We start from the raw sequence: 26,357 nt of genomic DNA, 5'->3' as shown, positions 1-26,357 counted from the left end.
CGGAGCCGCGCGTTGGCAAGTAACACTGTTAAATTTGCACCTGTACAACCTCTGGGCACAGCAGCTCAGCTAAGTGAGCGTTGGCGTACGCGGCTACAGCCTTTTTGGCAACAAATGACCTGTGCCGTGCTGACAACTCACGACCAGGTGCAACTGAGTTACTACTGCCATCAGGTGCCGGGCGCTAAACATGCGGTGCTGATCAGCAGCGGCCGGATGGAAATGGCGGTGAAATACGCCGAGTTGTGCTTTGAGTTGGTACAGGCCGGTTACAGTGTATTTCTGCTGGACCATCGTGGCCAGGGCCTGTCGCAACGCGAGCTGAGCAACCCGCATAAGGGTTACGTTGCTGATTTTACGTCGTATCAGCACGATTTAGCGCAGTTTGTAGAGCATGTGGTTATACCGTCCGGCCATCAGCGCTATATAGCACTGGGGCATTCGATGGGCTGCGCCATATTGGCCGGCTATCTGCAGCAACACACCCATCCGTTTTGTGCCGCTATTTTTGCCTCACCGATGCTGGGCATTTATACCGGGTTGGTGCCGGCACGGCTGGCCGAGTCCATTGCGCTGGCTTTTGGTGCAGTAAACCGCGCACTGACCAAAGAGCCGTGGTATTTCCCGGGCCAAAGCGATTATCGCGAAAAAGAGTTTAACAACAACCCTTTAACCAGCAGTGCACAGCGCTATCAGTGGCTGCTGCAACGCTATCGTGAACTGCCGCAAGCCCGGTTGGGTGGCGTAACCACGCAATGGGTTAGCGCGGCCATTTTAGCTATGCGGCAATTACAGCAAAGCGCCGCACAATGGCATACGCCGGTGCTGCTGTTACAGGCCGGCGCCGATAAGGTCGTCAGCAACCATGCGCAGAATCAGTGGTACCGGCAACTGCCTGATACGGTATTGCACCAACAACTCAGGTTAGCCGGCGCAAGACATGAAATTTTTATGGAAAATGATGAGCTCAGGCAGCAGGCTATCAGCGCCATCAATAGTTTTCTGGCGGCGCTGCCGGTACACGATTGAATTTGTTACACTGCGCACCTTGTTACTCTGGAGTCTGTCATGTTGCACATTGTTTTATTCGAGCCGGAAATTCCACCCAACACCGGCAATATTATCCGGCTGTGCGCTAATACCGGTTACCGGTTACACCTGATTGAGCCACTGGGCTTTGCCTGGGATGACAAACGCATTAAACGCGCCGGGCTGGATTACCATGAATTTGCCCAAGTGCAACGCCACGCCGATTTTGCCCATTTTGTGAATACTGTGGCACCACCGCGGATATTTGCTTGCACCACTAAAGGCCAGCGTCAGCATAGCGAGGTGCAGTATCAGACCAATGATGCGCTGGTTTTCGGCCCGGAAAGCCGCGGCTTGCCGGCAGAAGTACTGCAACAAATGCCGGCGCAACACTGGTTGCGCATTCCCATGACGGCCAACAGCCGTTCAATGAATTTATCTAATGCGGTGGCCGTTTTTGTATATGAATCATGGCGTCAACTTGGTTATAGTGGCGCACGGCTGTAAATAGGCGGTTATTGCATTTGCATATCCAAACAGACTACAGCTATATTTAATAGCGTTTAAATCGATAACAAGGATGTTAAGACTATGCCGCTGCATTGTTGGCTGCTTTTGTCTGCTCTGCTCCCCGCCATGCCGGCATTCGCTAATCAAGAAGCCGGCACAGGTTGGCAAAATGGCATAGCCATAGCTGTACTACTGCTACTTATCGTAGTGCTGACGTTGTACAACAGTAAGCTGCGACGAAGGCATAATGACATGCTGGCCAAACACAGTGTATTACAAGGCTTTTTACAGCAGTCTGACGACCTTATCGCCATTGTTACCGAAGATCTCAGTCCGGGTTATCTCAACCCGGCTTTCAGCGCTTTATTGGCGGACAAACACAGAGCACCATCAGCACCGCTGGCCTTGTATCTGAGCGCTCATGGCGAACAATTATTGCTGCCGGATGTCAATCAGCTCAGCAACTGGCAAGGTGAAGCCTGGCTGGATGCCGGCGAGCACCGCCCCAGAATCGCTTTATCGCTGTCTGTCACAGCCACCACACAGCCGCCGGCTTGCTATCTGTTGGTGGGGCGCAATATCAGCCGCTTGAAACAACAACAGCAGGAGCTGACACACCGTATTGTGCATGATGCTGAAACCGGTTTACTCAGCCCGTTGTTGCTGGAAGATTATCTGCAAACCCTGCTCAGCAGTTGCAACAGCAAGCAGCCGCAATGCGCACTGCTGCTAATTAAATTTAACCAACTGCTGGCTGCAGATAGCCAGCAACATGTACTGCTGCAAAATGTAATAAGTAAAATCAGCGGTGCACTGTTACAGCAAATTCCTCAAGGCTGTGTTGCCGCACGTTACAGCCAGGATACCTTAGCCGTATTGTTACCGCCGCAACTGTGTGACGGTCAGGTAGAGATCAACCTGAACCGGCTGGCACACAAGCTGTTGGGGTTAACCACCGGATTAGATGAACCGGCAGTGAAAGCCTCGTTACAAACTCTGATCGGCATCAGTGTATACCCGCTTGATGGTCACACCCCGGCAGCCCTGTTGGCCGAAGCAGAGCGGGCATTAACCGGAGCGGCAAAACTGGGCAGCGATGCGCTGCTTTTTGCTAATACCCGGATACAGCAACGGGCACCGGAGTATCAGAGTTTAGAAACTGAATTGCAAAAAGCGCTACTGCAGGGCGAGTTTGACGTGCACTATCAGCCGAGGCTGAGCATCGGCAGCAACCGGGTGGTCGGCTACGAGGCGCTGCTACGCTGGCACAGCCCGAAACGCGGCGTGTTGTCACCGGCATCTTTTCTCAATGTCGCTGATGAAACCGGCTTACTGATAGCGCTGGACCGGCTGACGTTCAGAAAGTGTTGTGAGCAATTGCAATATTGGCAACAAACCGGCATTAACCGCGGTCGCATTTCAGTAAATATTGCCAGCCAGAGCTTTCGTCAGGCTGATTTTGTCGCCACACTCAGTAACCAACTATCCGTAACCGGCCTGTCTGCAGAGCAGTTTGAACTGGAATTGCATGAAGATATTTTCCTGCAACCGGATACTAATATCCATAATACCTTGAAGCAGTTAACAACACTTGGCTTTCATTTAACGCTGGACAATTTCGGCCAGGGCGTATCTTCTTTATCGGTGTTGCGCCAATACCCGCTGCACAGTATTAAAATTGCGCCCGGCTTTATTAAAGATATGGAGCATAACGAACAGCAGCGTAATATCACCGCCAGCCTGATCAGACTGGCATCTTATTTACAACTGGATGTGATTGCGACCGGTATTGAAAACGAGATGCAGGCCTATCTGCTGCATGTGATGGGCTGTGATATTTTACAGGGGCATTTATTCAGCAAGGCCCTGCCGGCGGCAGAAATCCCGGCGTTATTGGCCAAAGAAAATAAGCTGGTACGCAAAGAAGTAAGTTAACCCGGGTTAACTTACTTCGTCACGTTTTTCACGGCCTAATAAATCCAGTGCAGCCAACTTAACGTCTTTACTCTGGTACAGCACCTGGTAAATTTGCTCAGTGATCGGCATTTCAACCCCGACACGTTGCGCCAGGTTGAATACTTCTTTCGCATTGCGATAGCCTTCAACCACCTGACCAATGCTCTGCATCGCATCATCAACTGCTTTACCCTGGCCCAGCAACAAACCAAAACGCCGGTTGCGTGACTGGTTGTCGGTGCAGGTTAAAACTAAATCGCCCAACCCGGCCATACCCATAAAGGTATCTTTCTTTGCCCCCAACGCACAACCCAAGCGGCACATTTCTGTTAAACCACGCGTAATTAACGCGGTACGGGCATTGGCACCAAACCCGATACCGTCTGCCATACCGGCGCCGATAGCTATCACGTTTTTTACTGCACCGCCAAGCTGCACGCCGATAAAATCAGGATTGGTATACACGCGGAAACTTTTTGCACAATGCAATAAGTCTGACAACTCAGAAATAAACTCAGGGTCTGTAGAAGACAATGAAATGGCCGTCGGCATGCCCAGAGCCATCTCTTTGGCAAAGGTTGGCCCGGAGAATACCGCCAGTGACACAGCTTCACCCAGAATGTCGCGCGCTACGTCCTGCAATAAGCGGCCGGTTTCCGGCTCCAGGCCTTTAGTAGCCCAGGCCACCCGGGCATTGGGCTGCAAAAAAGGTTTAATTTGTTGCAGCGTTTGCGCAAAGGCATGGCTTGGTACCACCAGCAGAATGTCGCGGCTGCTGCCTGCTGCATCAGCCAGGTTATCAGTAACCTGCAAAGAATCAGGCAAACGGATATCCGGCAGATATTTCTGGTTTAAGCGTTGTTGCGCCATTAACGCAATGTCGTCGCTGTTACGGCCCCATAAGCTGATGGTATTACCGTTACGTGCCAGACAAATAGCCAGAGCGGTGCCATAAGACCCCGCCCCTATTACAGCAATAGCTGAAGCTTGCATTATTTAAGCGTCTGCTCTGGTGTCCTGCACTTCAGCCTGACGCTTCTGCAGGTATTGAGCAAACAAGGCATCAAAGTTAACCGGTGCCAGGTTCAATTGTGGGAAAGTACCACGGTTTACCAGGTTAGACACCGCTTCGCGGGCGTAAGGGAACAGCATGTTCGGGCAAAATGACGCCAACATATGTGCCATTTGTGCATCTTCTAACTGGCCAATGGAGAAGATACCGGCTTGCTGCACTTCACATAAAAATGCTGTTTCGCCTTCTACAGTGGTCGTCACTGTTAACGACAGGATCACCTGGTATACGTTGTCTTCCAGCTTTTCACTGCGGGTATCCAAATCCAGTTTAACTTCCGGTTTCCATTCTTTACGGAAAATGGCCGGCGCGTTAGGCGCTTCAAAAGAAATGTCTTTTACGAAAATACGCTGAATAGAAAACTGTAAACCCTGCTGCTCAGTTGCAACGCCGTTTGCTTGTTGTTCGGCCATGATAATTCCTACTGTATTTTAATTATGAATTTAATAACGTATCGAGCTGGCCACTGGCATCCAGCGCCAACATATCGTCGCAGCCGCCGATATGGCGACCGGCAATAAAAATTTGCGGTACTGTGGTTCTGCCACCGGCAAGTTCTATCATCTGCGGACGCAGTTCAGGTTGTTCGTCAATGCGGATTTCCTGATAGCTCACCTGCTTATTGTCCAACACGTACTTAGCGCGAACACAATAAGGACAATAGGCTTTGGTGTAAATAGTGACTTGCGACATCATTACCTCTTCGATTTTACCAGCGGTAAACTGGCACCGGTCCAACTACTCATGCCGCCTTGCAGCACCGACACCGTAGTAAAGCCTTGCTTTAACAAACTGGCCGCGGCTTTTTGTGCCGTCATGCCAGCCTGACATACCAAGATAATGGGTTCCGCTTTTTGCTTTTCAAGCCCTGCCAGCTGCTGTTTTTCAATCTCAGCCAACGCTAAATGCCGTGCACCGGTAATATGGCCTTTGGCAAAATCCGCTTCGGTACGAATATCCACTACCGTTGCGTTCTGGCGATTTACCTGTAAAGTCAGCTCGGTTGGCGTAACCTGCTTTACTGCAGAGAAGCGTGATTTCAGCCAACTTGCCACTAACATGACAAATAACACTACCCACACTGCACTTAAGATCGGATGATTGGTTACAAATTCGATATACTGCTGCATATTCACTCTGCTTGTACAAAATAATAATCAGCGCTGAGTATACTCAGTTTAAAAACAGAAAGCAGCCCTGTCGGCCTGCCGCTGCAATTACAGAGCTGGAGAATTGCACAAATTTCGGTAATATAGCCACTCGTCTTTTTAGCTTCCTGCTTAACAACGGAGTATTTATGGCCGCGCGCAAAAAACCTTTAGTATTATTAATTCTGGATGGCTGGGGCTATCGCGAAGACACTAACAATAATGCTATTGCTCAGGCCAATACACCGGTTATGGATAAACTGTGGCAAAGCTGCCCGCATACGCTGATTTCCGGCTCAGGCCTGGATGTCGGCTTACCTGATGGCCAAATGGGCAACTCTGAAGTAGGCCATGTTAATTTGGGCTCAGGCCGTGTGGTTTATCAGGATTTTACCCGCATTACTAAAGCCATCAGCGACGGCGATTTCTTCACTAATCCGGTATTAACCGAAGCCGTCACGGCCGCCAAACAACAACACAAAGCCGTGCATATTATGGGCCTGCTATCACCCGGCGGCGTACACAGCCATGAAGATCACCTGTTAGCCATGATTGAACTGGCCGAGCAGCAAGGCGCCGGCCCGATTTATCTGCATGCCTTTTTAGATGGCCGCGATACCCCGCCACGCAGCGCTCAAGCATCGCTGGAAAAAATTCAGGCGCATTTTGATAAAACCGGCAGCGGACAAATTGCCTCGGTTATCGGCCGCTACTTTGCTATGGACCGCGATAAGCGCTGGGACCGCGTGCAGCAAGCGTATGATTTACTTACTGCCGGTAAAGCAGCTTATCAGGCGGATAATGCGCTGCAGGCGCTGGAGCAGGCCTACAGCAGAGATGAAAACGATGAGTTTGTTAAGGCTACCGCCATTTTAACCGCACAAGGCCAGCCGGTAAAAATGCAGGACGGTGATGCACTGATTTTTATGAATTTTCGTGCCGACCGCGCCCGTCAATTCAGCCGTGCCTTTATCAATGATGACTTTGACGGCTTTACCCGCGCATACCGGCCTAAACTCGGCAGTTTTGTTATGCTGACTGAATATGCCGCCGATATTAACGCCCCTTGCGCTTACCCGCCGGAGAGCTTAAATAACGTGCTGGGAGAATGGCTGGCAAAACACGACAAAACCCAGCTGCGTATTTCTGAAACCGAAAAGTACGCTCATGTTACCTTCTTTTTCAGCGGTGGCAGAGAAGAGCTGTTCAAGGGCGAGCAGCGTATTTTGGTTGATTCACCCAAAGTGGCAACTTACGACTTGCAACCGGAAATGAGCTCAGCTGAGCTGACCGATAAACTGGTCGGCGCCATCCACAGCGGCGAGTTTGACGTTATTATCTGTAACTACCCGAATGGCGACATGGTAGGCCATACCGGTGTATTGTCCGCGGCCATTAAAGCGGTGGAAGCGGTAGATAGTTGTATTGGCCGCGTGGTGGAAGCCTTGCGCGAAGTGGGCGGCGAATGCCTGATCACTGCCGACCATGGTAATGCAGAAATGATGCTTGATACCGACTCCGGCCAGGCACATACCGCCCACACCAGTGGCCCGGTGCCGCTGATCTACGTTGGCCGGCCGGCAGATGTTACCGAAGGTGGTATTTTGAGTGACATTGCCCCCACCATGCTGTCGCTGATGGGTATGCCGGTGCCGGCAGAAATGAGCGGAAAAATTCTGATGCAGCCGAAGTAAATGCTACTGCACGAGCTGAAACGGTTACTGAGGCAGCCTTACTGGCTGCTGTTGCTGTGCTGCGCTCCGATAGCAGCGCAACAGCAGCAAGAGCAAGAGCTGGCTGAGCTGAAGCAACAAATTCAGTTGACTGAACGCCAGGTAAAACAGCAACAACAACAACTGGATCAAGCTGAACAGAAACTGCAGCAGTCTGATCGTGCGCTGGCTGAAGCCTCAGCTGCCTTGCGTCAGACCGAACAGCAACGTCAGGAGTTGGCCAACCGTAGCCAACAACTGGCTCAGCAACAAACAGAGCTGGAACAAAAACTGCAGAGCCAGCAAAAGCTGTTGGCAACACAAATAAAAAGTGCCTACAGCCTGGGCCAGCACGATTACAGTAAAATGCTGTTAAACCAGCAAGATGCCGGCAAACTGGAGCGGGTGCTCAGTTATTATCGCTATTTTAACGAAGCCAGATTAAAGCAGCTGGCTGAGCTAAACAGCACCATTATACAATTGCAGCAAGTGCAAACTGAATTAGCACAGAAGCAACAACAGCTTGCCGATACCCTCAGCACGCTGCAACAACAGCAGCAAAAATCTGCTCTGGCGAAAACGTCACAGCAGCAAGCTGTTACCAGGCTGCAAGCCATGCTGCAACAACAGGGCAAACAGCTGGACTACCTGCGACAGAATGAATCCAGTTTGCAAACCACTTTGAACGAACTGCGCAAGTTAGCCGAGCAAGCCCGTGAATTGGCCGGGCTGAGCCGGCAAAAAGGCCAGCTGACCTGGCCACTGCGCGGCAGTTTGTTGCAACGCTTTGGCGAAAATCGTCAGGGCGGTATTTCCTCCCGCGGCATTTTGATCCAAACCAGTGAGGGCCAGGCGGTAAAAGCGATTGCTGATGGCCAGGTGATCTACGCCGACTGGCTCAAAGGTTATGGTTGGGTCATAGTGCTGGACCATGGTGCCGGGTTTATGAGTTTATACGGCCATAATCAGAATTTATTAAAACAGCCCGGCGCGCGGATCAGCGCCGGCGAAACTATCGCATTGGCGGGCATGAGCGGCGGCCAGGCCGCGGCCGGGTTGTATTTTGAGATCCGTGATAAGGGGGAAGCCGTTAATCCGCTGCAATGGCTAAGTCAAACCCGGCCATAATAATTTTGGTGTAATGCAGCAAAGATACGCATATACTTTTTATCAGGTAACGGTGCCGTGCACCCTGCGCAAAAAGAGAATAATAATAACGTGCGACCAGTCTTAATTCTGTTAATTGTGATGTTCAGTGTCCATCTGCACGCCGCGGTTCCCGACGTGCGTATCGCCATTATTATCGACGATATCGGCTATCAAAAAGCGGACCTGCAGTTGGTCGATTTGCCCTTCCCGCTTACCTATGCGGTGTTGCCACACACGCCTTATGGCCAACGTGCAGCGCGGCAGGCTTTTCAACAACAAAAAGATGTTATGCTGCATATGCCGATGGAAGCCAGTAACGGCAAGGCATTAGGTCCCGGCGCTCTGACGGCAAATATGACCAGGCAGCAGGTACAGCAAACCTTGCAAGCTGCGTTGGCCGATATTCCTTACGCTATCGGTATTAATAATCATATGGGCAGTTTTTACACCGAGCAGGAACTGCCGATGGCCTGGACCATGGAGTACCTGAGTAAACGGCAGCTGTTCTTTGTTGACAGCCTGACCACGTCACGCAGTAAAGCCGGTAAATATGCGCGTCAGTTTGGTGTAACTAACCTGAGCCGGCACGTGTTTTTGGATAACGAGCAAACCGCAGCGGCTATCGGCAAACAATTTGATTTACTGCTGCGTATTGCACGCAAGCGGCAAACCGCTATTGCTATTGCCCACCCTTATCCGGAAACCTACCGCTTTTTACGCCAACAATTGCCTAAGTTGCAAAAACAGGGCGTATTATTAGTAGGCATTTCTCAACTATTACCGCAAAATCATGATGTTGTGGCAGCAGGCTATACCGCACCGGCCATATCAGCGCCACAGTAGATTGACGCGACCTCTGTGAAATAAAAAAACTGCCATCAGGCAGTTTTTTTATTTCTTCTGCTGTTGCAAGAACAGCAGCAGCTCTGTCGGTGGCATGGGCCTGGCGTACATAAAGCCCTGTACCTCATCACAACCCATCGCCAACACTGCCTGCTCCTGCGCTTTGGTTTCAACTCCTTCTGCAATGGTAGACAGGTTTAAGCGTTTACCCAGACTGATAATGGTCTCGGCAATCACTTCACCGGCCGCCTGATCAATATCACGGATAAAGGCACGGTCTACTTTAATCCGATCCAGCGGCAACTGTTGTAAATAACTTAGGGACGAGAAGCCGATACCAAAATCATCAATCGCGACTTTGATACCAAAGCTTTTCAGCTTTTGCAGCGCTTCGATGACAATTTTGGGTTCGTCCATCACCACCGATTCGGTGATCTCCAGCTCCAGTAGCTGCGGATTAATTTGATAATGGTTAACACAGTCGATCACCGACTGCACAAAACCGGCATTGCGAAACTGCGGCATCGACACGTTTACCGCGATACGCAAGCCGTCAAAGCCCTGTTTAGCCAGCTGTTTAATTTGCAAACATGCCTGCGCTAACACCCAATCACCAATTTCAACAATCAAGCCGGAGTATTCCGCCAGTGGAATAAATACCGCCGGTGATACAAACTGGCCCTGCCCCTGCGGCCAGCGCAACAACGCCTCCATACCGACAACCTGCATACCCTGCAGCGACACCTGAGGCTGATACCACAGCTGTAATTTGTCGTTAGCAAAATCTTGTCGTAGCATACGCAGCATCGCCAGCCGCTCTGCCATTTCATCTTCCATCTCGGCCTGATAATACTGAAAGTTCTGTCCCAGATGTTTTTTAGCTTTATTCAACGCAATATACACGTGCTTTAATATCGTCAGGCCTTGCTCTGAAGTATCTGTCAGGCGGCAAAAACCAAAGGTGGCATTAACTTGCAATGCGTGCTCTGAAGCATGAAACGGCTCGCTGAACGCCGCTTGTAACCGCTCCGGCGTTAACTCCGTATGCGGCCCCACTAAGCCAAACACGTCTGCACCGATACGGCCCAATTGGCAAGACACGCCAAAATGTTCAATCAGCCTGAAGGTGACAGCTATCAACAGCTCGTTGCCGACATCCTGGCCCAGACCATCATTCACGTCAGAAAAATGATCGATATCTATCAGTACGGCAACATTACCGGCCGCTTCATAGCGTTTGGTATCCTGCAAAATCTGAATAAATTCGTTGCGGTTGGGTGTCTTGGTTAACGGATCTATATAGGCGGCATGTTTAAGCTGTTGAAATAAAGTAACATTCTCATAGCCTATGGAGATATTGCTGAGAAATACTTCTATCAGCTGACGATCCAGCTCTTCTATGGGCCGGTTAGTTTCGATATACACCGCCGCACTGTGAGTGTCGTTGCCCAGGTACAGCACGGTATCTAAATCAGTAAACAGATGCTGGCGTGTGCGCAAACATTTGGTGATCTGCGCCACTATGCGCGGGTTGTCGAGCCGGTCGAGCTGACATTTTATATAAGGCGCATAGTGCCCTGCCGCGCCCAGCACATAGATATTATCACTGGCGCTGCCATCATCTTCTATTTGTGCACACAACACGCCTTCAGCATGTAAGCCGATTAAGGAAGAGATTTGCGTCACTACGCCTTCAGAGAACTCATGCAGAGAATGTTGCTCGAGCAAATTGGCGCCGGCATTAATAATTTTCTGCAAACCGCGCCGGCTTTGGTTAATAGTACGGATTTGCTGATAAGAACGCAGCGAGGCGATAATAGAGGTAACCAATTTACTGCGGGTTAATTCAGTTTTGGTTTTGTAGTCATTGATGTCATATTCTTTAATGACGCTTTCTTCAGGCGCATAGCCCGGTTGTCCGGTACGCAATACAATGCGTATCTCGTCCATACCCAGCTCTTCACGAATTTGCTGCACTACTTTTAAACCGGCATCGTCAGATTCCATTACCACATCCAGCAACACTAAGGCAGTGTACGGATGTTGGCGCAAAAACTGTACGGCGGCCTTGCCGGAATAAGCATGATGAAATACCAGATGCTTGCCCAGCACGGTCAAATCACTTAACGCCAGTTTAGTCACGGTGTGGATTTCTTCATCATCGTCGACGATTAACAGATGCCACTCACCCAGTGTTTGCTCCGGCCCTGCTATTTCAGGTTCGTCTTCTGCTAAAAACAGAAAATCCTCATCTGTTTCTTTCGATACCATCATTCAGCCTTATTTAATGATTCCGTTTAAATATACATGGTTAATTTGCATAAGAGTAAGTTATCACTGATTTTATTTTGCACCAAAAGTAACACCTTACTTGCTGCCGAATTAGTGAGATGCGAGGATAAGCAATATTCAGTGACATACAGTACAAGGCAATGGCAAAAATTAATGCGCTAAGTGGTCAGCAACGTTTGCGGCAACTGGCTAAAACACAGCTTGGTACCGCCATGAACGTAGCCGATGCCGCGCCGGACAACAGCGTTGCCGCGGACCAGGGCCACTTTAACGACAAACACCAGCATCTGGCAGCCCGCTCCGGCGCGGCGGCCTCAACAACAGGACTAAGCCTGGCGCAACGTGCTGAGCGTCGCTTGCAAATGCAGCGCGAGCGGCAACAGCACAATCTGGAAAGTATTATGACGCTGGCGCTGGATTATTGTCCTGAACAGGTGTCCAACCTTGATGTCGATCCGGACTGGTTTCAGCAGTTTTGCCAGCTGGTATTGGAGATTTCCAACAAGAGCATGCAGCAGCTTTGGGCGAAAATACTGGCCGGTGAAATTGCCAGCCCGGGTAAGTTCTCGCTAAAAACTCTGCACACCTTACAGCGTATGAGCTACAAAGAAGCACTGGCGTTGCAGCAGGCCGCTAATTTAAGCTGCCGTACCAGGCAAGACCCCAGTGCGCGGATTTACTTTGGCTATATCCGCAAACCATCGCTGTGGCGCTTGCTTACCGGCCGCAGTAAAGCGGTGATGAATCTGAATCAGTTTGGCTTATCCTATCCGCAAATACTCAGCCTGATGGATATTGGTTTACTGCACAATTCTGAGATAGAAAGCGGCGAGTTACCTGCCGGGCAGGCGCTGAGCTGGCAATATCAGCAACTGAGTATTAACGGTACTATTAGCAGCAAAGATGTGGTGCTGCAGTACTATAAATACACGGCCAGCGGCGCTGAATTACTGCCGCTGTTAACAAGCCAGCCGAATCAGCAATATTTGCAGGCGCTAAAGCAGCTGTTAGCTGAGATCATCAGCTTTACGCACTGAACACCAGCTCAGCACTTGCTGCAGCTTTGCCGGCTCCAGCGGTTTGAAAATTACGTCATTCATACCGGCCTGTAAGTAGGCCGCGACTTCATCGTCTAACGCATGCGCCGTAAATGCCAGGATAGGGATCTGCTGATAGCCGGCCAGTTGCCGCAGTTGCATAGCCACTTCTGTGCCTTTAATATCCGGCAACTGGATATCCAGCAGCACCACATCAAAGCGTTCACTGCGGCACAGCTTTAACGCTTCTGCGCCACAGCTGACGGTGCTCAGCTGCACCGGCTGTGTTTTCATCAACACCCGGATATAGGCCAGATTAGTCGGGTTATCGTCTACCACCAATAAATGCGGATATGACCTTGGCGCTGCGTCATCTTTGATAGCTTTTAATGCCGCCAGGCAAAAAGGGCTGGTCTCCACAGCGACATTTAATGCTTCGCGCCATATGGCAACATGAGCTACAGCGCAATAACACAGCACCCGGCTGCGGCCGGCAAGCTTACCGGTTAATTGCTGCCAGGCGGCAAGCTCGCCGGGTTCAGGTAAAAACAGCAACACCAGCTCATAGGCGTACTGCGTACTTTTCATCGTTAATTCTGCCAGGTCGCTGCAAGCGGCAACATTAGCCGCCACTGCCGATAAGCTTTGTGCCCGCTCCGCCTGCAGCACTGCGTTGGCGTCAAACAGCAGTACATGTTGCAGCTTAGCGTAACTAACCGCTGTCAACTCAGCTAACGGCACATTAAAAGCAATAGTACTGCCCAAGCCGTCGAGTGATTGCACTGACAGTTGCCCGCCCAGTTGTTTTTTCAATGTAATTAAGCTGCCAATATCACTTTCGTGCCACTGTAATGCTTGTATATCGTTACTGCTGAGCAACTGTCTTACTCTGGCCGATATGCCCTCACCGTTAGTGGTAACACTCAGTTGTAACAGCGGGCCGGTTGCCTGCTGTACAACACGCACCGCCAACGTAAGCTCTGAACAGGCTTCGCTGCGGCTGCCCAGTTGTACCATTGCCTGCAATAAAGCCGATAAGGGTAATAACGGTAGCCGTACCTGGCTGCCGACATTACTGCTGCCTTCTATCAACTGCAGCTCAATGCCACGGCTTGCCAGCAACTGCCGGCAATCCGCTATCTGTGCGGCGACAAAATCTGTCAACAATATAGCTGTTGCAGGCGCACTTTCACCATTAAGCTCAAGTTGCATCAGGGTAAGTTGGCCGGACAGTGCACGACTAAACTCATCTTCTGTCAGTTCGCCGGACTGCTGTTGCAACTGCTGCAGACTGACCAACCAGCGCTGCTGCGTGCGGCTTTGCATCTGCGCTTCAAGTTGCCATGCGTTATTTTGCTGTTGTAATTGCGCCGCCATAGCCTGAGCTTGTGTTGCCAGCTGTTGCTGCTGCTTTACCTGTTGCTGAGCCGTGCTCTGCAATCCGGCCTGATGAGTAGCAAGGTCATTAACTGATTGTTTCAGCGGTAGTAATTCCGCTACCAGCTCTTCATCAACCCGGGCATTCAACTGGCCTTGTTTTAACTGGCTGAGTTTGTGTACCAGCAAGCTGATATCGGTATGCAGGCGCTGCGCAGCCTGAGACAGAGTACCCTGAATTAACACCAACATTATCCAACCGATAATGCCAACAATGGCTACCGGAATTAACCAAACACTGTAAGGCGTCTGCGGTGTAAACAGCAGCAGTAAATAGTAGTTGTTGTCGGCGTCCGGTTGGCGCAGTGCGGTATCATTCAGCGTGGTAAATTGTGTCAAGGGTTGCAGCGCCAACAGCTGATGCTCAACTTGCTGCAGCGAAAAACTGCGCACCGGCAAAGCTGCTTTAAAATGCTGTAATACAGCGGGAGAATCTGTGGCCGCAAGCAACCTGCCGGACTGGTTGTACACTGCAACAGTATCCAATGGTATCGCACTGGCGTAACGAATATGGTTTAGCTGAGCCCTGAGCAGTTCGTGGTCTTTATTGTTAATAAAAGCCCCTACGCTCAATTGCAAGGTAGCAGAAAACTGCTGGATCTGTACCCGCTGTTGCCCTTGCGTCTCAAAGTGATACCACAAGCCGGTTGCCAACGCCATCGCAGCTACCGCTATCAACCATGGTAAGGTTAACTGTTTGAAATAATTTACCAAAGTTGGAGTCCGGGCTGCATATATGTGCAATAACTATAAAACGATTTGATAACAGTCACAAGCGAAGAGAAGAAAGGGAAGGCAACCGACAGCGGTGCAGTAAGCTGCACCGCAGTTTCAGATCAAAAATGCAGTTCTATACCGGCAAAAACGCCTTTAAAATTTAAATCTGCGTATAAATCATCAATGTCATCCAGGCGTAAATTAACCGCACGGTAGCCAACTTTAACGCGTAAATCGACTGCCAGATTATCCAGCACCGCGTAAGCTACACCAGCCTGCATATCATAGAGACGGCTGCCATCATAGGAAATCAGGCTACCCTGCGCAAATACATCTAAGCCTGTCAACGGCAAACCAACAATAGCAGCGGCATATGCCATCGGAATAATCTGCGACACACGTTGCGACGCCGCCATGCCGTCAGCGGCAGTTTCCGCTACAGCCACAGTGCCGTTAATATGCTTACCGTTAACACCAAAATCCAGGCTCACCAAATCGTTGTCAAGAATTTCATAGTACAGCACATAGTCGGTGTTGGTCAGGTCAACCTGGTTTCGTACTTCAGTATCTACCGTGAAACTCTCACCGGCAAAACTCAGATCGGCTGTTAAAGCGGTAACGCCGGCAGACTCCAGCTGGTTATGTTGCAGGCGGATATTCGGTATCAACGGCAGCGGATGCTCTAATGCCACATAATAAGAAGTTTGCGTTTTGTCAGTAAAATTAAAGCTTTGCTGCTGGTCGTTACCGGCAAAACTACCATCCGTTGATGTGCGCCAGCCGTCGGCACCCATATATAAACCCAGCAAGGTATCAGCCTGAGCGGTACCGGTTAATAAAACGCCACTGAGCGACAGCATTAATACTGTTTTTTTCATGCTTTCTTTTACCCTTGTGTTAGTAGTTCTGATAAATCTATAAGCGCCGCATTTGCCCTGGAAATGTAATTGGCCATCACCAAACTATGGTTAGCCATTAACCCAAAACCGCTGCCGTTGAGTATCATCGGGCTCCATACCGCCTGTTGCGTGGCTTCCAGCTCACGGATAATCTGCCGCAAACTGACCATAGCATTTTTACGTTGCAATACTTCAGCAAAATCTGTTTCTACTGCTTTGAGAAAATGCAGTAATGCCCAAGCCGCTCCGCGAGCTTCATAAAATTCATCGTCTATTTTCCACCAGCTGGTTTTAACCATCTTTTGGCCCGGAGCATAGGTCGATTGCCGGGCGCTGGCTTCACCGGCTAAATCAGTATTCAGCCTGTCCTGGCCTACACTGGCACTTAAACGCTGGGAATAACTGCCAAGACGTTTCTCCACTGCTTTTAACCAGTCGCGTAAATTATCAGCACGGGCATAAAACTGGCTGTCCGGCTTAGCCGGGTCCATTAACTCCGCACGATACAGGTACAACTGGGCAATAGCTTTACGATATTCCGATTCTGCTGCGGGAATTGCCCAACTGCGATGGTCGATGTTAAACATGGGTTGGGCCACTTTAAGAAACTGATTCTCAGTTGACTGCGACTGTGAGCGGCTTAAATCCTTACGCAGTGCCAGCGCTAAATCACGTGACATCTCCAGCACACCCAGCTCCCAGGCCGGCATATTATCCAGCAGTACAAAGGGTGGCATAATGTCGTTGGAGAGATAACCACCGCTTTTATCCAGCAGGGTTTCACTAACGCGGATAAGCGCGGTAGTAGTGCTATAGCCCACTATTGCCCGCTCACCCAGTTGTTGATGGCTTTGCTGAATTTCATCGACCAGCAGCGCCGGCTCGCGGCTAACCCACCAGCCGGTCAGATACATCACAACCAGTAGCGCTGCCACTGCAGCGCTGACAACTTTAGCATTTAGCATTATCTTTCCTCAGCGCTTCGGCATTGCCACTACCGGCAATGTCAGCGTTAGTTGTTGCCCGTCAGCAAACTGCAAGGACAAGGGCACGGCTTGATCCAGTTCCAGCGCTGCCGTTGGTTGAAAAAACATCAAATGCAAACCGCCGGGGGCAAACTCTACGCTCTCCCCGGCATCTACTGTGATTTGCTCTACCTGTTCCATCCGCATCATGCCATCCAGGTGGCTATGCTGATGCAGCTCTGTGCGGGCAAAGGCCGGACTGCTGGCGCCCGTAAGAATAATAGCCTGTGCTGATTGATTATGCAGGGTCAGATAGCCTGCGGTGACGGTGCGTCCGGGCATAGGTTGGCGGATTTGTTCGTTCGTCACACTGACAGTCATATTGCTGTCGGCCGCTACATTCATACCCAGCAACAACAAAGCGGTACTTAGCAATCGCATTTTGTTTCTCCTTGTAAGTCACAGGCTTATCTTACACCAGTTTAGCGTAGTTAGCAGCCGGTAACCTATGGCAAAATGCGCATCCACCGTTGTCTAGCGATCCGGCAGCACCGCCGCCGCAACCAGATAAGCAACGATAGTTGCCAGCGGAAACATCAACAACAAAATTACTGCCAGTAAACGTATTAACCAGCGCGGCTGTTGATAATAGCCGGCAAAACCGGCACAAACACCGGCCACTTTGCGATAAGCCCGGGCGCAGTACCAACGATCTGTATCATATGCTGCCATTATTTATGACTCCTTCAGTATGTAATCTGTCGCTACCCGCCCGCTTTGCCAGCAGTAACGGCATGGCAAATACAGCAAAGCTTAATAGTTCAATACTTACCCAATCCATATTGCCTCCTGCTACGCCGGCAAACGTACTTTTTGCCACAATGCCGCAACCGGAGCGATGCCTTGCCATAGCAGCATCACAGGGATAATGCTCAGCACCGGACTCAGGTAAATAATCAGCAGCCAGCCGGGTGATAACAACATGGCTCACTCCGCCGCAACTTGTGCGCTATATTGCACCTGATAAGCCAACTGCAGCGCCGGGGCATCTTGCTGTGCATGCTGCTGTGCCAGCAGTTCAATCACGGTTTTATGCATTGCTAACCGTGCTTGTTGTACGGTAGCAACACGCAACTCTGTCTGCGACGACACTGCCGCCCGTACTTGTTCCGTCAAGTCATCTGCACCGGCAACAGCGCTACATAAGCTTGCGCTAACACAAGCGGTAAAGGTTAAAGCAGTCAGTGTGTTCATTATCTTGTCCTTGAAAGTGGTTAGTCTGTACTACAACGTCAGTGTTTCAAGTGCTGTGCCAGGTTAGCAATAAGACACAAGACAATGATTTATAAGGACAAATAAAAAAGGCGGTCAATGTAGCCATTGCCCGCTTTGAAAGGAAAACTAAAAAATAGTGAAATTAACTACTCAGCTGGTTAAATCCGCTAACGCAGTAACTTTAGCCAATGCCTGCAGTAATAATTCCGGCTTAGCATCGGCGAAATGACCACGCTCACTTAATAAACGCCGCCACTGCCTGGCACCCGGCATGCCCTGGAACAACCCCAGCATATGCCGTGCAATATGCCAAAACCGCGCGCCCTGCTGCATTTGCCGCTCAATATAGGGCAACATCGCCAGCACCACCTGCTGTGGTGTAAGGCCGCTACCGGTTTTAGCATAAATCAGTGCGTCTACGTCACTGAGTAACATAGGGTTACTGTACGCTTCGCGCCCTACCATTACGCCATCCAGATACTGCAGTTGCTCACGCGCCTGCTGCAGGGTTTTAATGCCACCATTGAGGCTGATATTAAGCTGTGGAAACTCACGCTTTAACTGATATACCCGCTCGTAATTCAGCGGTGGTACTTCACGGTTTTCTTTCGGGCTTAAGCCTTTAAGCCAGGCTTTACGGGCATGAATAATCAGTTGCTGACAACCGGCATCGGCTACTGTCGCGACAAAGTCCTGCAAAAACTGATAGTCATCTGAGTCATCAATACCAATGCGGGTTTTCACCGTCACCGGTATGCTGACAACATCCTGCATGCCTTTGATGCAATCGGCCACTAACTGTGGCTGCGCCATCAGGCAGGCACCAAACATACCGTTTTGTACCCGGTCAGACGGGCAGCCGACATTAATATTTACTGCATCATAACCGCGCTGCTCTGCCAGCTTAGCGCAGTGCGCCATATCAGCAGGGTTAGAGCCGCCAAGCTGCAGCACGACAGGATGCTCTTCTTTATTAAAAGCTAAATAATCACCGCTACCATGAATAATAGCGCCGGTGGTCACCATTTCGGTGTACAGCACGGCATGCTGACTCAGCAGGCGGTGAAAATAGCGACAATGCTTATCAGTCCAGTCCAGCATAGGGGCAATCGAAAAGCGATGATCCAGGGCAAGCTGGCCAACACCGGCCGGGATACCCGATTTTACCGGGTTTTGATTAGCTTGTTTCTCAGTCATTTTCAGCTATTTCCAGTCATTTATTAATTGCACCTGCCCCATATCTCTATACAGTTAAAGGATATCAAGGCGAAGCGCCAGTATACCGCGTATCACGGACCTTTGGCAGCCTGCCCGACAGTAAGCGTTGCTATAACGCCCGAAATTGGGCGTCAAATTCAGCACTTGCCTAAGGGAGTGCGACTGCCGGGCTTTGGTCCGGGTTTATGCATACCCTTCTTCCGCGAAAAAGCTCAATCACAAACCGTGACCATATCTCAATATGGTTACTCGTTGTCAATCTTTTATGCAGAGGATACACTATTGGCCATCAGTCTATTTACTACAGATAGCATGACACTATCAGTAACGAAATGAGTAACGAAATGAGTAACGAAAATACTTATCCTGTTTCAAGCCGGGGACCGGCCGATCACGACGTGCGGGATCAAATTCTGCATGCGGCTACAGAGCATTTTAGCCAGTATGGTTACGTAAAAACTACCGTTTCTGATCTGGCCAAAGCTATTGGTTTTTCAAAAGCCTATATCTATAAGTTTTTCCCTTCTAAACAGGTTATTGGCGAGATGATCTGTGCCAACTGCCTGCGCGAAATCGAAGCTGAGGTGCGCGCAGCTGTTGACGAGGCAGAGCGGCCGCCAGAAAAGCTGCGGCGGATGTTCAAAGCCATTGTTGAAGCCAGCGTTCGTTTATTCTTCCGTGATCAGAAGCTGTATGAGATTGCGGCTTCCGCTGCTTCTGAACGTTGGCAGGCTGCACTTGCTTACGAGGAGCGCATGCAGCAGTTACTGCAGGATGTGTTGCAGCAAGGTAGGTTAAGCGGGGATTTTGAACGCAAGACCCCACTTGATGAAACGGTTATGGCTATTTATCTGGTGATAAGACCTTATCTTAATCCACTGCTATTGCAACACAGTTTTGATCATGCCAGTGATGCCTCATCTCAATTATCTAGTCTGGTGCTTCGTAGCCTTTCGCCATAAATCCTATCGTGACCATTGACTAATCTGGTCACTTGAATAAAAATAGATCCCCTGAGCCATTCGTAAAGGGGACTTTCTATGCGTCGGCGTTACCTCGTTTCACTTACTGTTTTATCTGCGTTGCCACTGGTATTGCTTGGCTGTGGTGAAAAATCACCGGCCGATCCGCGCCTTGCTGCGCCACTGGTGCGTACTGCTATTGTTGAGGAAGCATCGGCCGGGTCCCGAACATTTAGCGGTGTTGTCGCCGCACGGGTGCAAAGTGACCTTGGTTTTCGTGTCTCCGGCAAGGTGCTGGAGCGTCTGGTGGATACCGGCCAAACCGTCAAACGCGGTCAGCCACTTATGCGTATTGACCCTGTCGACTTGCAACTCGCCGCGCTGGCGCAGCAGCAAGCGGTAGCGGCCGCACGGGCGCAAGCCATGCAGGCCGCAGCAGATGAAGCCCGTTATCGTGGCCTGCGCGGAACCGGCGCGATATCCGATTCGTCCTACGATCAGGCTAAGGCCGCATCCGATGCGGCTCAGGCACAACTTAGTGCCGCCGAAGCTCAGGCTAAAGTGGCGCTTAACGCCACTGCCTATACCGACTTAGTCGCTGATGCCGATGGCGTAGTGATGGAAACCCTGGCTGAGCCGGGTCAGGTCGTGAACGCCGGCCAGATAGTAGTGCGGCTGGCCCATGCTGGCTCCCGTGAGGCTATTATCCGCTTGCCGGAAACCCTGCGACCTGCGCCGGGTTCTGGTGCCCACGCCACACTGTTCGGTAATGGTGGCCACAGCGTGGCGGCCGCCCTGCGGCAACTGTCTGACGTCGCCGATCCGTTAACCCGTACCTTCGAGGCGCGATATGTGCTGCAGGGTGCGCCGGCTGATATCCCGCTGGGTACCACCGTTAGTATCCGGTTGGCAGATGAACATAGCTCCCAACCCAATGATGTTGCCAATGGTGCCGTGCAGGTGCCAATCGGTGCGCTGTTTGACGCTGGCAAGGGTGCGGGCGTATGGGCTATTAGTGGCGAACCGGCCACGGTTTCATGGCGACCGGTACAGGTGCAACATCTGACTGATGACAGCGCGCGCATCAGCGGGCAACTGCAGCCCGGCGAGCTTGTCGTTGCACTTGGTGCCCACTTACTACGTGAAGGCGAGCAGGTCCGGCTGGCAAGCCAGGCTATAACAACTGCGGTCAAAGGAGCTCAGCCATGAGTGAAGGCCGTTTTAATCTCTCTGCAATAGCGGTACGTGAGCGTTCTGTTACCTTGTTTCTGATCGTCCTGATCTCGTTGGCAGGCATCATGGCCTTTTCTAAATTGGGGCGGGCCGAAGATCCGGCCTTTACGATTAAGGTAATGACCATTATCACTGCCTGGCCCGGGGCCACAGCGCAAGAGATGCAGGACCAGGTAGCAGAAAAGCTCGAAAAACGCCTACAGGAACTGCGCTGGTATGACCGCACTGAAACTTACACCCGACCTGGTTTAGCCTTCACAACCTTGACCTTGCTCGATACGACACCGCCTGCGGAAGTACAGCAGGAGTTTTATCAGGCCCGCAAGAAAATCAGTGATGAGGCCGCTACCCTGCCATCCGGCGTGGTTGGCCCTATGGTCAACGACGAATACGCCGACGTTACCTTTGCCCTGTTTGCGCTGAAGGCCAAAGGCGAGCCCCGGCGTTTGCTGGTACGCGAGGCTGAAACGCTGCGCCAGCGGCTGCTGCACGTACCCGGCATCAAAAAGGTTAATATCATCGGTGAGCAGGCTGAGCGCATCTATATTGAGTTCTCGCATGAACGCCTGGCCACGCTGGGTGTTAGCCCGCAGCAGGTATTCGCCGCACTGCATAACCAAAATGCCCTGACAGCGGCAGGCTCGGTGGAAACCAGAGGGCCGGAGGTGTTTATCCGGCTGGATGGCGCCTTTGACGAATTGCAGCATATTCGCGATACACCGGTGATGGCGCAAGGCCGCAGTCTGAAATTATCAGACATTGCTACAGTCACGCGCGGCTACGAAGATCCGGCAACCTTTATAGTACGCAATGGCGGCGAGCCAGCCCTGCTGCTGGGCATTATTATGCGCGACGGCTGGAACGGGCTCGATCTGGGTAAGGCACTGGGCAGCGAGGTTGCTGCGATTAATAACGAACTACCGCTGGGCATGAGCCTGAGCAAGGTTACGGATCAGGCGGTCAATATCAGTTCGGCAGTCGATGAGTTTATGGTTAAGTTTTTTGTCGCCTTGCTGGTCGTGATGCTGGTGTGTTTCGTTAGCATGGGCTGGCGTGTTGGCGTAGTGGTTGCTGCCGCGGTGCCACTGACATTGGCGATGGTGTTTATGCTGATGCTGGCCAGCGGCAAGAACTTCGATCGCATTACCCTCGGCTCGTTAATCCTGGCGCTGGGTTTACTGGTAGACGATGCCATCATCGCCATTGAAATGATGGTAGTGAAAATGGAAGAAGGCTACAGCCGCATTGCCGCTTCGGCCTATGCCTGGAGTCATACCGCAGCGCCGATGTTATCAGGCACCCTGGTTACCGCCGTCGGCTTTATGCCCAACGGCTTCGCCCGCTCCACAGCCGGCGAATACACCAGCAATATGTTTTGGATCGTAGGTATAGCGCTGATAGCATCCTGGCTGGTGGCCGTGGTATTTACGCCTTACCTGGGTGTAAAAATGCTGCCAGACTTCAAAAAAGTTGCCGGCGGCCATGACGCTATCTATAACACAGCGCACTATAATCGCTTTCGTAAACTGCTGGGACTTGTCATCTCGCGCAAGTGGCTGGTCGCCGCTTCAGTGATCAGTTTGTTTGTGCTGTCTGTCATGGGTATGGCGGTGGTTAAAAAGCAATTCTTCCCGATATCCGACCGCCCGGAAGTGCTGGTTGAGGTGCAAATGCCCTACGGCAGCGCCATTACGCAAACCAGTGCCGCCACAGAGAAAGTGGAGGCCTGGCTGGCGCAGCAAGCGGAAGCCAAAATTGTTACCGCTTACGTTGGCCAGGGCGCGCCACGTTTTTTCTTTTCAGTCGGTCCTGAACTGCCCGATCCCTCCTTTGCGAAAATAGTGGTACGCACTGACAACCAGCATGAACGTGAGGCACTGAAACACCGGCTACGGCAAGCCATCGCGGACGGGCTCGCCTCTGAGGCACAGGTACGCGTCACCCAGCTGGTATTTGGCCCTTATTCGCCGTTTCCGGTGGCTTACCGGGTTAGCGGTGCGGATCCTGATACGTTGCGCAGTATCGCAGCGGAGGTGGAGCAGGTGATGGTGGCCAGCCCGATGATGCGCACAGTTAACACCGACTGGGGCAGCCGCACGCCTACGCTGCATTTCACTTTGGAGCAGGACAGATTACAGGCCGTCGGCCTCAGCTCCAGCGCTGTGGCACAGCAACTGCAATTCCTGTTAAGTGGTGTACCCCTTACTACTGTGCGTGAAGATATTCGCACCGTACAGGTGGTCGCGCGCTCAGCCGGTGATACCCGGCTCGATCCGGCCAGAATTGCCGACTTCACCCTGGCCGGTGCCGACGGCCAGCGTATCCCGCTGGCGCAAGTGGGAGAGGTTAAGGTACGGATGGAAGAGCCTGTCATGCGCCGGCGCGATCGGATGCCGACCATCACAGTGCGCGGCGACATTGCCGAAGACTTACAGCCACCGGATGTATCTAGCGCCATTACTGCGCAGCTGCAGTCGATTATACAGGCGCTGCCCAAGGGTTATCACATTGCAGAAGCAGGTTCTATTGAAGAATCCGGCAAGGCGATGACAGCAATGCTGCCCATCTTCCCTATTATGCTGGCCATTACCTTGCTGATCATCATTTTGCAGGTGCGTTCTATCCCGGCAATGATCATGGTATTTCTGACCAGCCCTTTGGGCTTGATTGGTGTGGTGCCAACACTGCTGTTATTCCAGCAGCCATTTGGCATTAATGCGCTGGTGGGTTTAATTGCGCTGTCCGGCATCCTGATGCGCAATACGCTGATCCTGATTGGCCAAATCGATCACAATCAGCAGGCAGGGCTGGCCCCGTTCCATGCCGTGATCGAGGCCACCGTACAACGGGCTCGGCCGGTTATCTTAACCGCGCTGGCCGCTATTCTGGCTTTTATCCCGCTAACCCAATCGGTGTTCTGGGGCACGCTTGCTTACACCCTGATCGGCGGCACCTTCGCCGGAACAATATTGACGCTGGTATTTCTGCCGGCCATGTATGCCATCTGGTTCAAAATAAAACCCGGGCAGGGCAACTAAAGCACAATTAAGCTTGATTCAATAAGGCCGGTAGCTAGCCGGAGCTAACTACGGCCTTTTATATAGTGTTACTTCATATCCGGCAGGTTGCGGCCGTAGAAAATTTCGCGCATTTCGCGGAACACTTTCTTGCTGATAGCCTTTTGCTCTTCCGGCGTCATCGAGTCGGTACCCATACCAAACAGGTAGTTGTTCAAATCGGCTTCTTTTAACATCATCTTGGTGTGAAACAGGTTTTCCTGATACACATTCACGTCGATCATTTGAAAAGCACGCTTGGTGTCTTCATCCATAAAATTCTGAATAGAGCTGATAGGATGATCAATATAATGTTTGGTACCGCTGATATCGCGGGTAAAACCACGTACGCGGTAATCTACCGTTACAATGTCAGATTCAAAGCTGTGGATCAGGAAGTTCAGCGCTTTCAGTGGCGATATAATACCGCAGGTAGATACCTCGATATCGGCACGGAAAGTACAGATGCCATCATGTGGATGGATTTCCGGATAGGTATGCACGCAAATATGGCTTTTATCCAGGTGTGCTACTACGGCATCCGGCCGTGGTCCCGGGTTCTCTGAGTTGTCAGGATCAACCAACACCGGCTCTTCACTGACTAAAATAGTAACGCTGGCGCCCTGAGGGTCGTAATCCTGCCGCGCCACATTAAGGATGTTGGCACCGATAATATCGGTTACTTCCGTCAAAATGTCGGTTAAACGGTCAGCATTATACTGTTCATCGATATACTCAATATATTCCTGCCGGTGCTGCTCAGTTTTGGCATAACAAATGTCATAAAGACTGAAACTCAGGCTTTTCGTCAGGTTATTGAACCCGTGTAGTTTCAATTTTTCAAAAGGCTTAACCACTAAACATTGTCTCCGCTTAAAACCGATTACCGGTTATGACTTCATTACTACAGTTATTCTGCTGCCGGATTAATATCTGCCGGCTTCACACTAAAAGAATGCGTGATGGCAACGCTGCCGGACAGCATTATGGAAACTGAACAATACTTATCCGCTGACAGCTGCACCGCCCGCTCTACCTGTTTGTCGCTCAGATTGATGCCGGTTACTTCAAAATGCAGGTGCAATTTGGTAAAGACTTTCGGCACAGTTTCAGCGCGCTCGCCGCTGAGTTTCACTTCGCAGCCCAGCACCTGCTGACGGGATTTCTTTAAAATGCTGACCACATCAACCGATGAGCAGGCGCCGGCGGCCATCAATACCATTTCCATCGGGCTGGGTGCTACGCTATCGTCTTTGTTACCGTCAAATACCACAGCATGGCCACTGCCAGAGGTGCCGACAAAGGTATTATCGTGGTGCCATTTTACGCTGGCTTGCATCGGTATCTCCCGCCAAAAAATAAGGCGGCTATTCTACGTAAAAGCAGCGCAGGTATCTAGCAAATTCGCAGCCGATGCCGGCTTAATCCATCAGATCAGCTACAGCGGTGTCGAACAGGTTTTTGATTAACAGCGAAATTTCGTTGATAAGTTCGGCTTGTTGGCGGGTGGCTTTTTTATTCAGTACGCTGGACAGCACTTCCTGGAAGTCATACATAATGCCGTCCACTTCGCGAATAATCATACTGCGGTGGTTTACTTCCAGCTCGGTATGCTGGGTACAAAGCCTGATAATTTGCTCGGCAATAGATTCTTCCAGCAATTCACCTATGGTTTTATCCGCATCTCCGGTGCCGGTTTGCTCAAACAGCGACAAATGCTCTGTCAGAAACTGGATCAAATGCTCGTATCCGGGTTTATCTGTGACCATGGGCTGTTTTACACCTGACTGTGAGAAATGAGATTACAATAAGTTATAGTTATTTAAGCAAAAAGTCTCGCAGAAAAC

27 protein-coding genes are annotated in these 26,357 nt (G+C 51.0%); 10 read left to right on the top strand and 17 right to left on the bottom strand.

The window, feature by feature from the left end; genetic code table 11:
- Positions 1–12: 12 nt before the first annotated feature.
- The 3 genes from ACTZWV_RS04260 (at position 13) to ACTZWV_RS04250 (ending at position 3,474) form a co-directional block, all read left to right on the top strand.
- On the top strand, positions 13–1,029 hold the full coding sequence (locus ACTZWV_RS04260) for an alpha/beta fold hydrolase (protein ID WP_444785346.1): 1,017 nt from the start codon (positions 13–15) through the stop codon (positions 1,027–1,029).
- 39 nt (positions 1,030–1,068) lie between these two features.
- A complete protein-coding gene (trmL, locus tag ACTZWV_RS04255; protein ID WP_444785345.1) occupies positions 1,069–1,536 on the top strand; it encodes a tRNA (uridine(34)/cytosine(34)/5-carboxymethylaminomethyluridine(34)-2'-O)-methyltransferase TrmL in 468 nt (155 codons plus the stop codon).
- A gap of 84 nt (positions 1,537–1,620) precedes the next feature.
- On the top strand, positions 1,621–3,474 hold the full coding sequence (locus tag ACTZWV_RS04250) for a putative bifunctional diguanylate cyclase/phosphodiesterase (RefSeq protein ID WP_444785344.1): 1,854 nt from the start codon (positions 1,621–1,623) through the stop codon (positions 3,472–3,474).
- Between the two features lie 6 nt (positions 3,475–3,480).
- On the opposite strand, the gene gpsA is transcribed toward ACTZWV_RS04250, so the two are convergent.
- The 4 genes from gpsA to ACTZWV_RS04230 are packed head-to-tail and all read right to left on the bottom strand — an operon-like array spanning position 3,481 to position 5,697.
- On the bottom strand, positions 3,481–4,488 hold the full coding sequence (gene gpsA, locus ACTZWV_RS04245; protein ID WP_444785343.1) for an NAD(P)H-dependent glycerol-3-phosphate dehydrogenase: 1,008 nt from the start codon (positions 4,486–4,488) through the stop codon (positions 3,481–3,483).
- A gap of 3 nt (positions 4,489–4,491) precedes the next feature.
- Positions 4,492–4,980, bottom strand: coding sequence for a protein-export chaperone SecB (secB, locus tag ACTZWV_RS04240; RefSeq protein WP_305552488.1), 489 nt, complete (start codon positions 4,978–4,980; stop codon positions 4,492–4,494).
- Positions 4,981–5,002: 22 nt separating this feature from the next.
- A complete protein-coding gene (gene grxC / locus ACTZWV_RS04235) occupies positions 5,003–5,263 on the bottom strand; it encodes a glutaredoxin 3 (RefSeq protein ID WP_444785342.1) in 261 nt (86 codons plus the stop codon).
- Complete coding sequence (locus ACTZWV_RS04230) at positions 5,263–5,697, bottom strand: rhodanese-like domain-containing protein (RefSeq protein WP_444785341.1); 435 nt, start codon at positions 5,695–5,697, stop codon at positions 5,263–5,265. The genes grxC and ACTZWV_RS04230 overlap by 1 nt, the downstream gene beginning before the upstream one ends.
- Positions 5,698–5,864: 167 nt before the next feature.
- On the opposite strand from ACTZWV_RS04230, the gene gpmM reads away from it, so the two are divergent.
- The 3 genes from gpmM (at position 5,865) to ACTZWV_RS04215 (ending at position 9,419) form a co-directional block, all read left to right on the top strand.
- Positions 5,865–7,409 carry a 2,3-bisphosphoglycerate-independent phosphoglycerate mutase gene (gene gpmM, locus ACTZWV_RS04225; protein WP_444785340.1) on the top strand — a complete coding sequence of 515 codons (1,545 nt, stop codon included), beginning with the start codon at positions 5,865–5,867 and terminating at the stop codon, positions 7,407–7,409.
- The gene (locus ACTZWV_RS04220; RefSeq protein WP_444785339.1) at positions 7,410–8,555 is read left to right on the top strand and encodes a murein hydrolase activator EnvC family protein; all 1,146 of its coding nucleotides are present in this window, start codon (positions 7,410–7,412) and stop codon (positions 8,553–8,555) included. It begins immediately after the preceding gene.
- A gap of 90 nt (positions 8,556–8,645) precedes the next feature.
- Complete coding sequence (locus ACTZWV_RS04215; protein ID WP_444785338.1) at positions 8,646–9,419, top strand: divergent polysaccharide deacetylase family protein; 774 nt, start codon at positions 8,646–8,648, stop codon at positions 9,417–9,419.
- A gap of 48 nt (positions 9,420–9,467) precedes the next feature.
- On the opposite strand, the gene ACTZWV_RS04210 is transcribed toward ACTZWV_RS04215, so the two are convergent.
- The gene (locus tag ACTZWV_RS04210; RefSeq protein WP_444785337.1) at positions 9,468–11,693 is read right to left on the bottom strand and encodes a two-component system response regulator; all 2,226 of its coding nucleotides are present in this window, start codon (positions 11,691–11,693) and stop codon (positions 9,468–9,470) included.
- A 158-nt stretch (positions 11,694–11,851) separates the two neighbouring features.
- Between ACTZWV_RS04210 and ACTZWV_RS04205 the strand changes: the two genes are divergently transcribed.
- A complete protein-coding gene (locus ACTZWV_RS04205) occupies positions 11,852–12,748 on the top strand; it encodes a TIGR03899 family protein (RefSeq protein ID WP_444785336.1) in 897 nt (298 codons plus the stop codon).
- On the opposite strand, the gene ACTZWV_RS04200 is transcribed toward ACTZWV_RS04205, so the two are convergent.
- The 9 genes from ACTZWV_RS04200 to dusA form a co-directional block, all read right to left on the bottom strand.
- The gene (locus ACTZWV_RS04200) at positions 12,719–14,899 is read right to left on the bottom strand and encodes a response regulator (RefSeq protein WP_444785335.1); all 2,181 of its coding nucleotides are present in this window, start codon (positions 14,897–14,899) and stop codon (positions 12,719–12,721) included. The genes ACTZWV_RS04205 and ACTZWV_RS04200 overlap by 30 nt on opposite strands.
- Positions 14,900–15,021: 122 nt before the next feature.
- Positions 15,022–15,780, bottom strand: coding sequence for a TIGR04219 family outer membrane beta-barrel protein (locus ACTZWV_RS04195; protein ID WP_444785334.1), 759 nt, complete (start codon positions 15,778–15,780; stop codon positions 15,022–15,024).
- Between the two features lie 8 nt (positions 15,781–15,788).
- The gene (locus tag ACTZWV_RS04190; RefSeq protein ID WP_444785333.1) at positions 15,789–16,766 is read right to left on the bottom strand and encodes a DUF2333 family protein; all 978 of its coding nucleotides are present in this window, start codon (positions 16,764–16,766) and stop codon (positions 15,789–15,791) included.
- Positions 16,767–16,775: 9 nt separating this feature from the next.
- Positions 16,776–17,207: a copper chaperone PCu(A)C gene (locus ACTZWV_RS04185; RefSeq protein ID WP_444785332.1), complete on the bottom strand. Its 432-nt coding sequence runs from the start codon at positions 17,205–17,207 to the stop codon at positions 16,776–16,778.
- Between the two features lie 93 nt (positions 17,208–17,300).
- Positions 17,301–17,498, bottom strand: a complete 198-nt coding sequence (locus ACTZWV_RS04180; protein ID WP_305552477.1) for a PspC domain-containing protein — start codon at positions 17,496–17,498, stop codon at positions 17,301–17,303.
- A complete protein-coding gene (locus tag ACTZWV_RS04175) occupies positions 17,485–17,607 on the bottom strand; it encodes a hypothetical protein (RefSeq protein WP_444785331.1) in 123 nt (40 codons plus the stop codon). Before ACTZWV_RS04175 ends, ACTZWV_RS04180 begins: the two co-directional genes overlap by 14 nt.
- A gap of 11 nt (positions 17,608–17,618) precedes the next feature.
- On the bottom strand, positions 17,619–17,750 hold the full coding sequence (locus ACTZWV_RS04170; protein ID WP_444785330.1) for a hypothetical protein: 132 nt from the start codon (positions 17,748–17,750) through the stop codon (positions 17,619–17,621).
- A gap of 3 nt (positions 17,751–17,753) precedes the next feature.
- Positions 17,754–18,020, bottom strand: coding sequence for a hypothetical protein (locus ACTZWV_RS04165; protein ID WP_444785329.1), 267 nt, complete (start codon positions 18,018–18,020; stop codon positions 17,754–17,756).
- Positions 18,021–18,191: 171 nt separating this feature from the next.
- Positions 18,192–19,238: a tRNA dihydrouridine(20/20a) synthase DusA gene (gene dusA, locus ACTZWV_RS04160; RefSeq protein ID WP_444785328.1), complete on the bottom strand. Its 1,047-nt coding sequence runs from the start codon at positions 19,236–19,238 to the stop codon at positions 18,192–18,194.
- Between the two features lie 365 nt (positions 19,239–19,603).
- Here dusA and ACTZWV_RS04155 point away from each other — a divergent pair, with 365 nt between their 5' ends.
- The 3 genes from ACTZWV_RS04155 (at position 19,604) to ACTZWV_RS04145 (ending at position 24,492) form a co-directional block, all read left to right on the top strand.
- Positions 19,604–20,221: a TetR/AcrR family transcriptional regulator gene (locus ACTZWV_RS04155; RefSeq protein WP_444785327.1), complete on the top strand. Its 618-nt coding sequence runs from the start codon at positions 19,604–19,606 to the stop codon at positions 20,219–20,221.
- Positions 20,222–20,299: 78 nt separating this feature from the next.
- Complete coding sequence (locus ACTZWV_RS04150) at positions 20,300–21,430, top strand: efflux RND transporter periplasmic adaptor subunit (protein WP_444785326.1); 1,131 nt, start codon at positions 20,300–20,302, stop codon at positions 21,428–21,430.
- The gene (locus tag ACTZWV_RS04145; protein WP_444785325.1) at positions 21,427–24,492 is read left to right on the top strand and encodes an efflux RND transporter permease subunit; all 3,066 of its coding nucleotides are present in this window, start codon (positions 21,427–21,429) and stop codon (positions 24,490–24,492) included. The genes ACTZWV_RS04150 and ACTZWV_RS04145 overlap by 4 nt, the downstream gene beginning before the upstream one ends.
- Positions 24,493–24,560: 68 nt before the next feature.
- Here the strand turns inward: ACTZWV_RS04145 and speD are convergent, their stop codons facing one another.
- The 3 genes from speD to ACTZWV_RS04130 form a co-directional block, all read right to left on the bottom strand.
- Positions 24,561–25,367, bottom strand: coding sequence for an adenosylmethionine decarboxylase (speD, locus tag ACTZWV_RS04140; RefSeq protein WP_444785324.1), 807 nt, complete (start codon positions 25,365–25,367; stop codon positions 24,561–24,563).
- Between the two features lie 53 nt (positions 25,368–25,420).
- Positions 25,421–25,849 carry an OsmC family protein gene (locus ACTZWV_RS04135; RefSeq protein ID WP_444785323.1) on the bottom strand — a complete coding sequence of 143 codons (429 nt, stop codon included), beginning with the start codon at positions 25,847–25,849 and terminating at the stop codon, positions 25,421–25,423.
- 82 nt (positions 25,850–25,931) lie between these two features.
- Entirely contained in the window at positions 25,932–26,279 is a 348-nt protein-coding gene (locus ACTZWV_RS04130; protein ID WP_444785322.1) for a DUF3802 family protein, read from the bottom strand.
- Positions 26,280–26,357 lie beyond the last annotated feature (78 nt).

Source organism: Rheinheimera sp. NSM (assembly GCF_052380015.1).
Classification (GTDB): domain Bacteria; phylum Pseudomonadota; class Gammaproteobacteria; order Enterobacterales; family Alteromonadaceae; genus Alishewanella.
The sequence above is the reverse complement of the archived record's forward strand: the minus strand, read 5'-3'. Positions and strand labels throughout refer to the sequence as shown.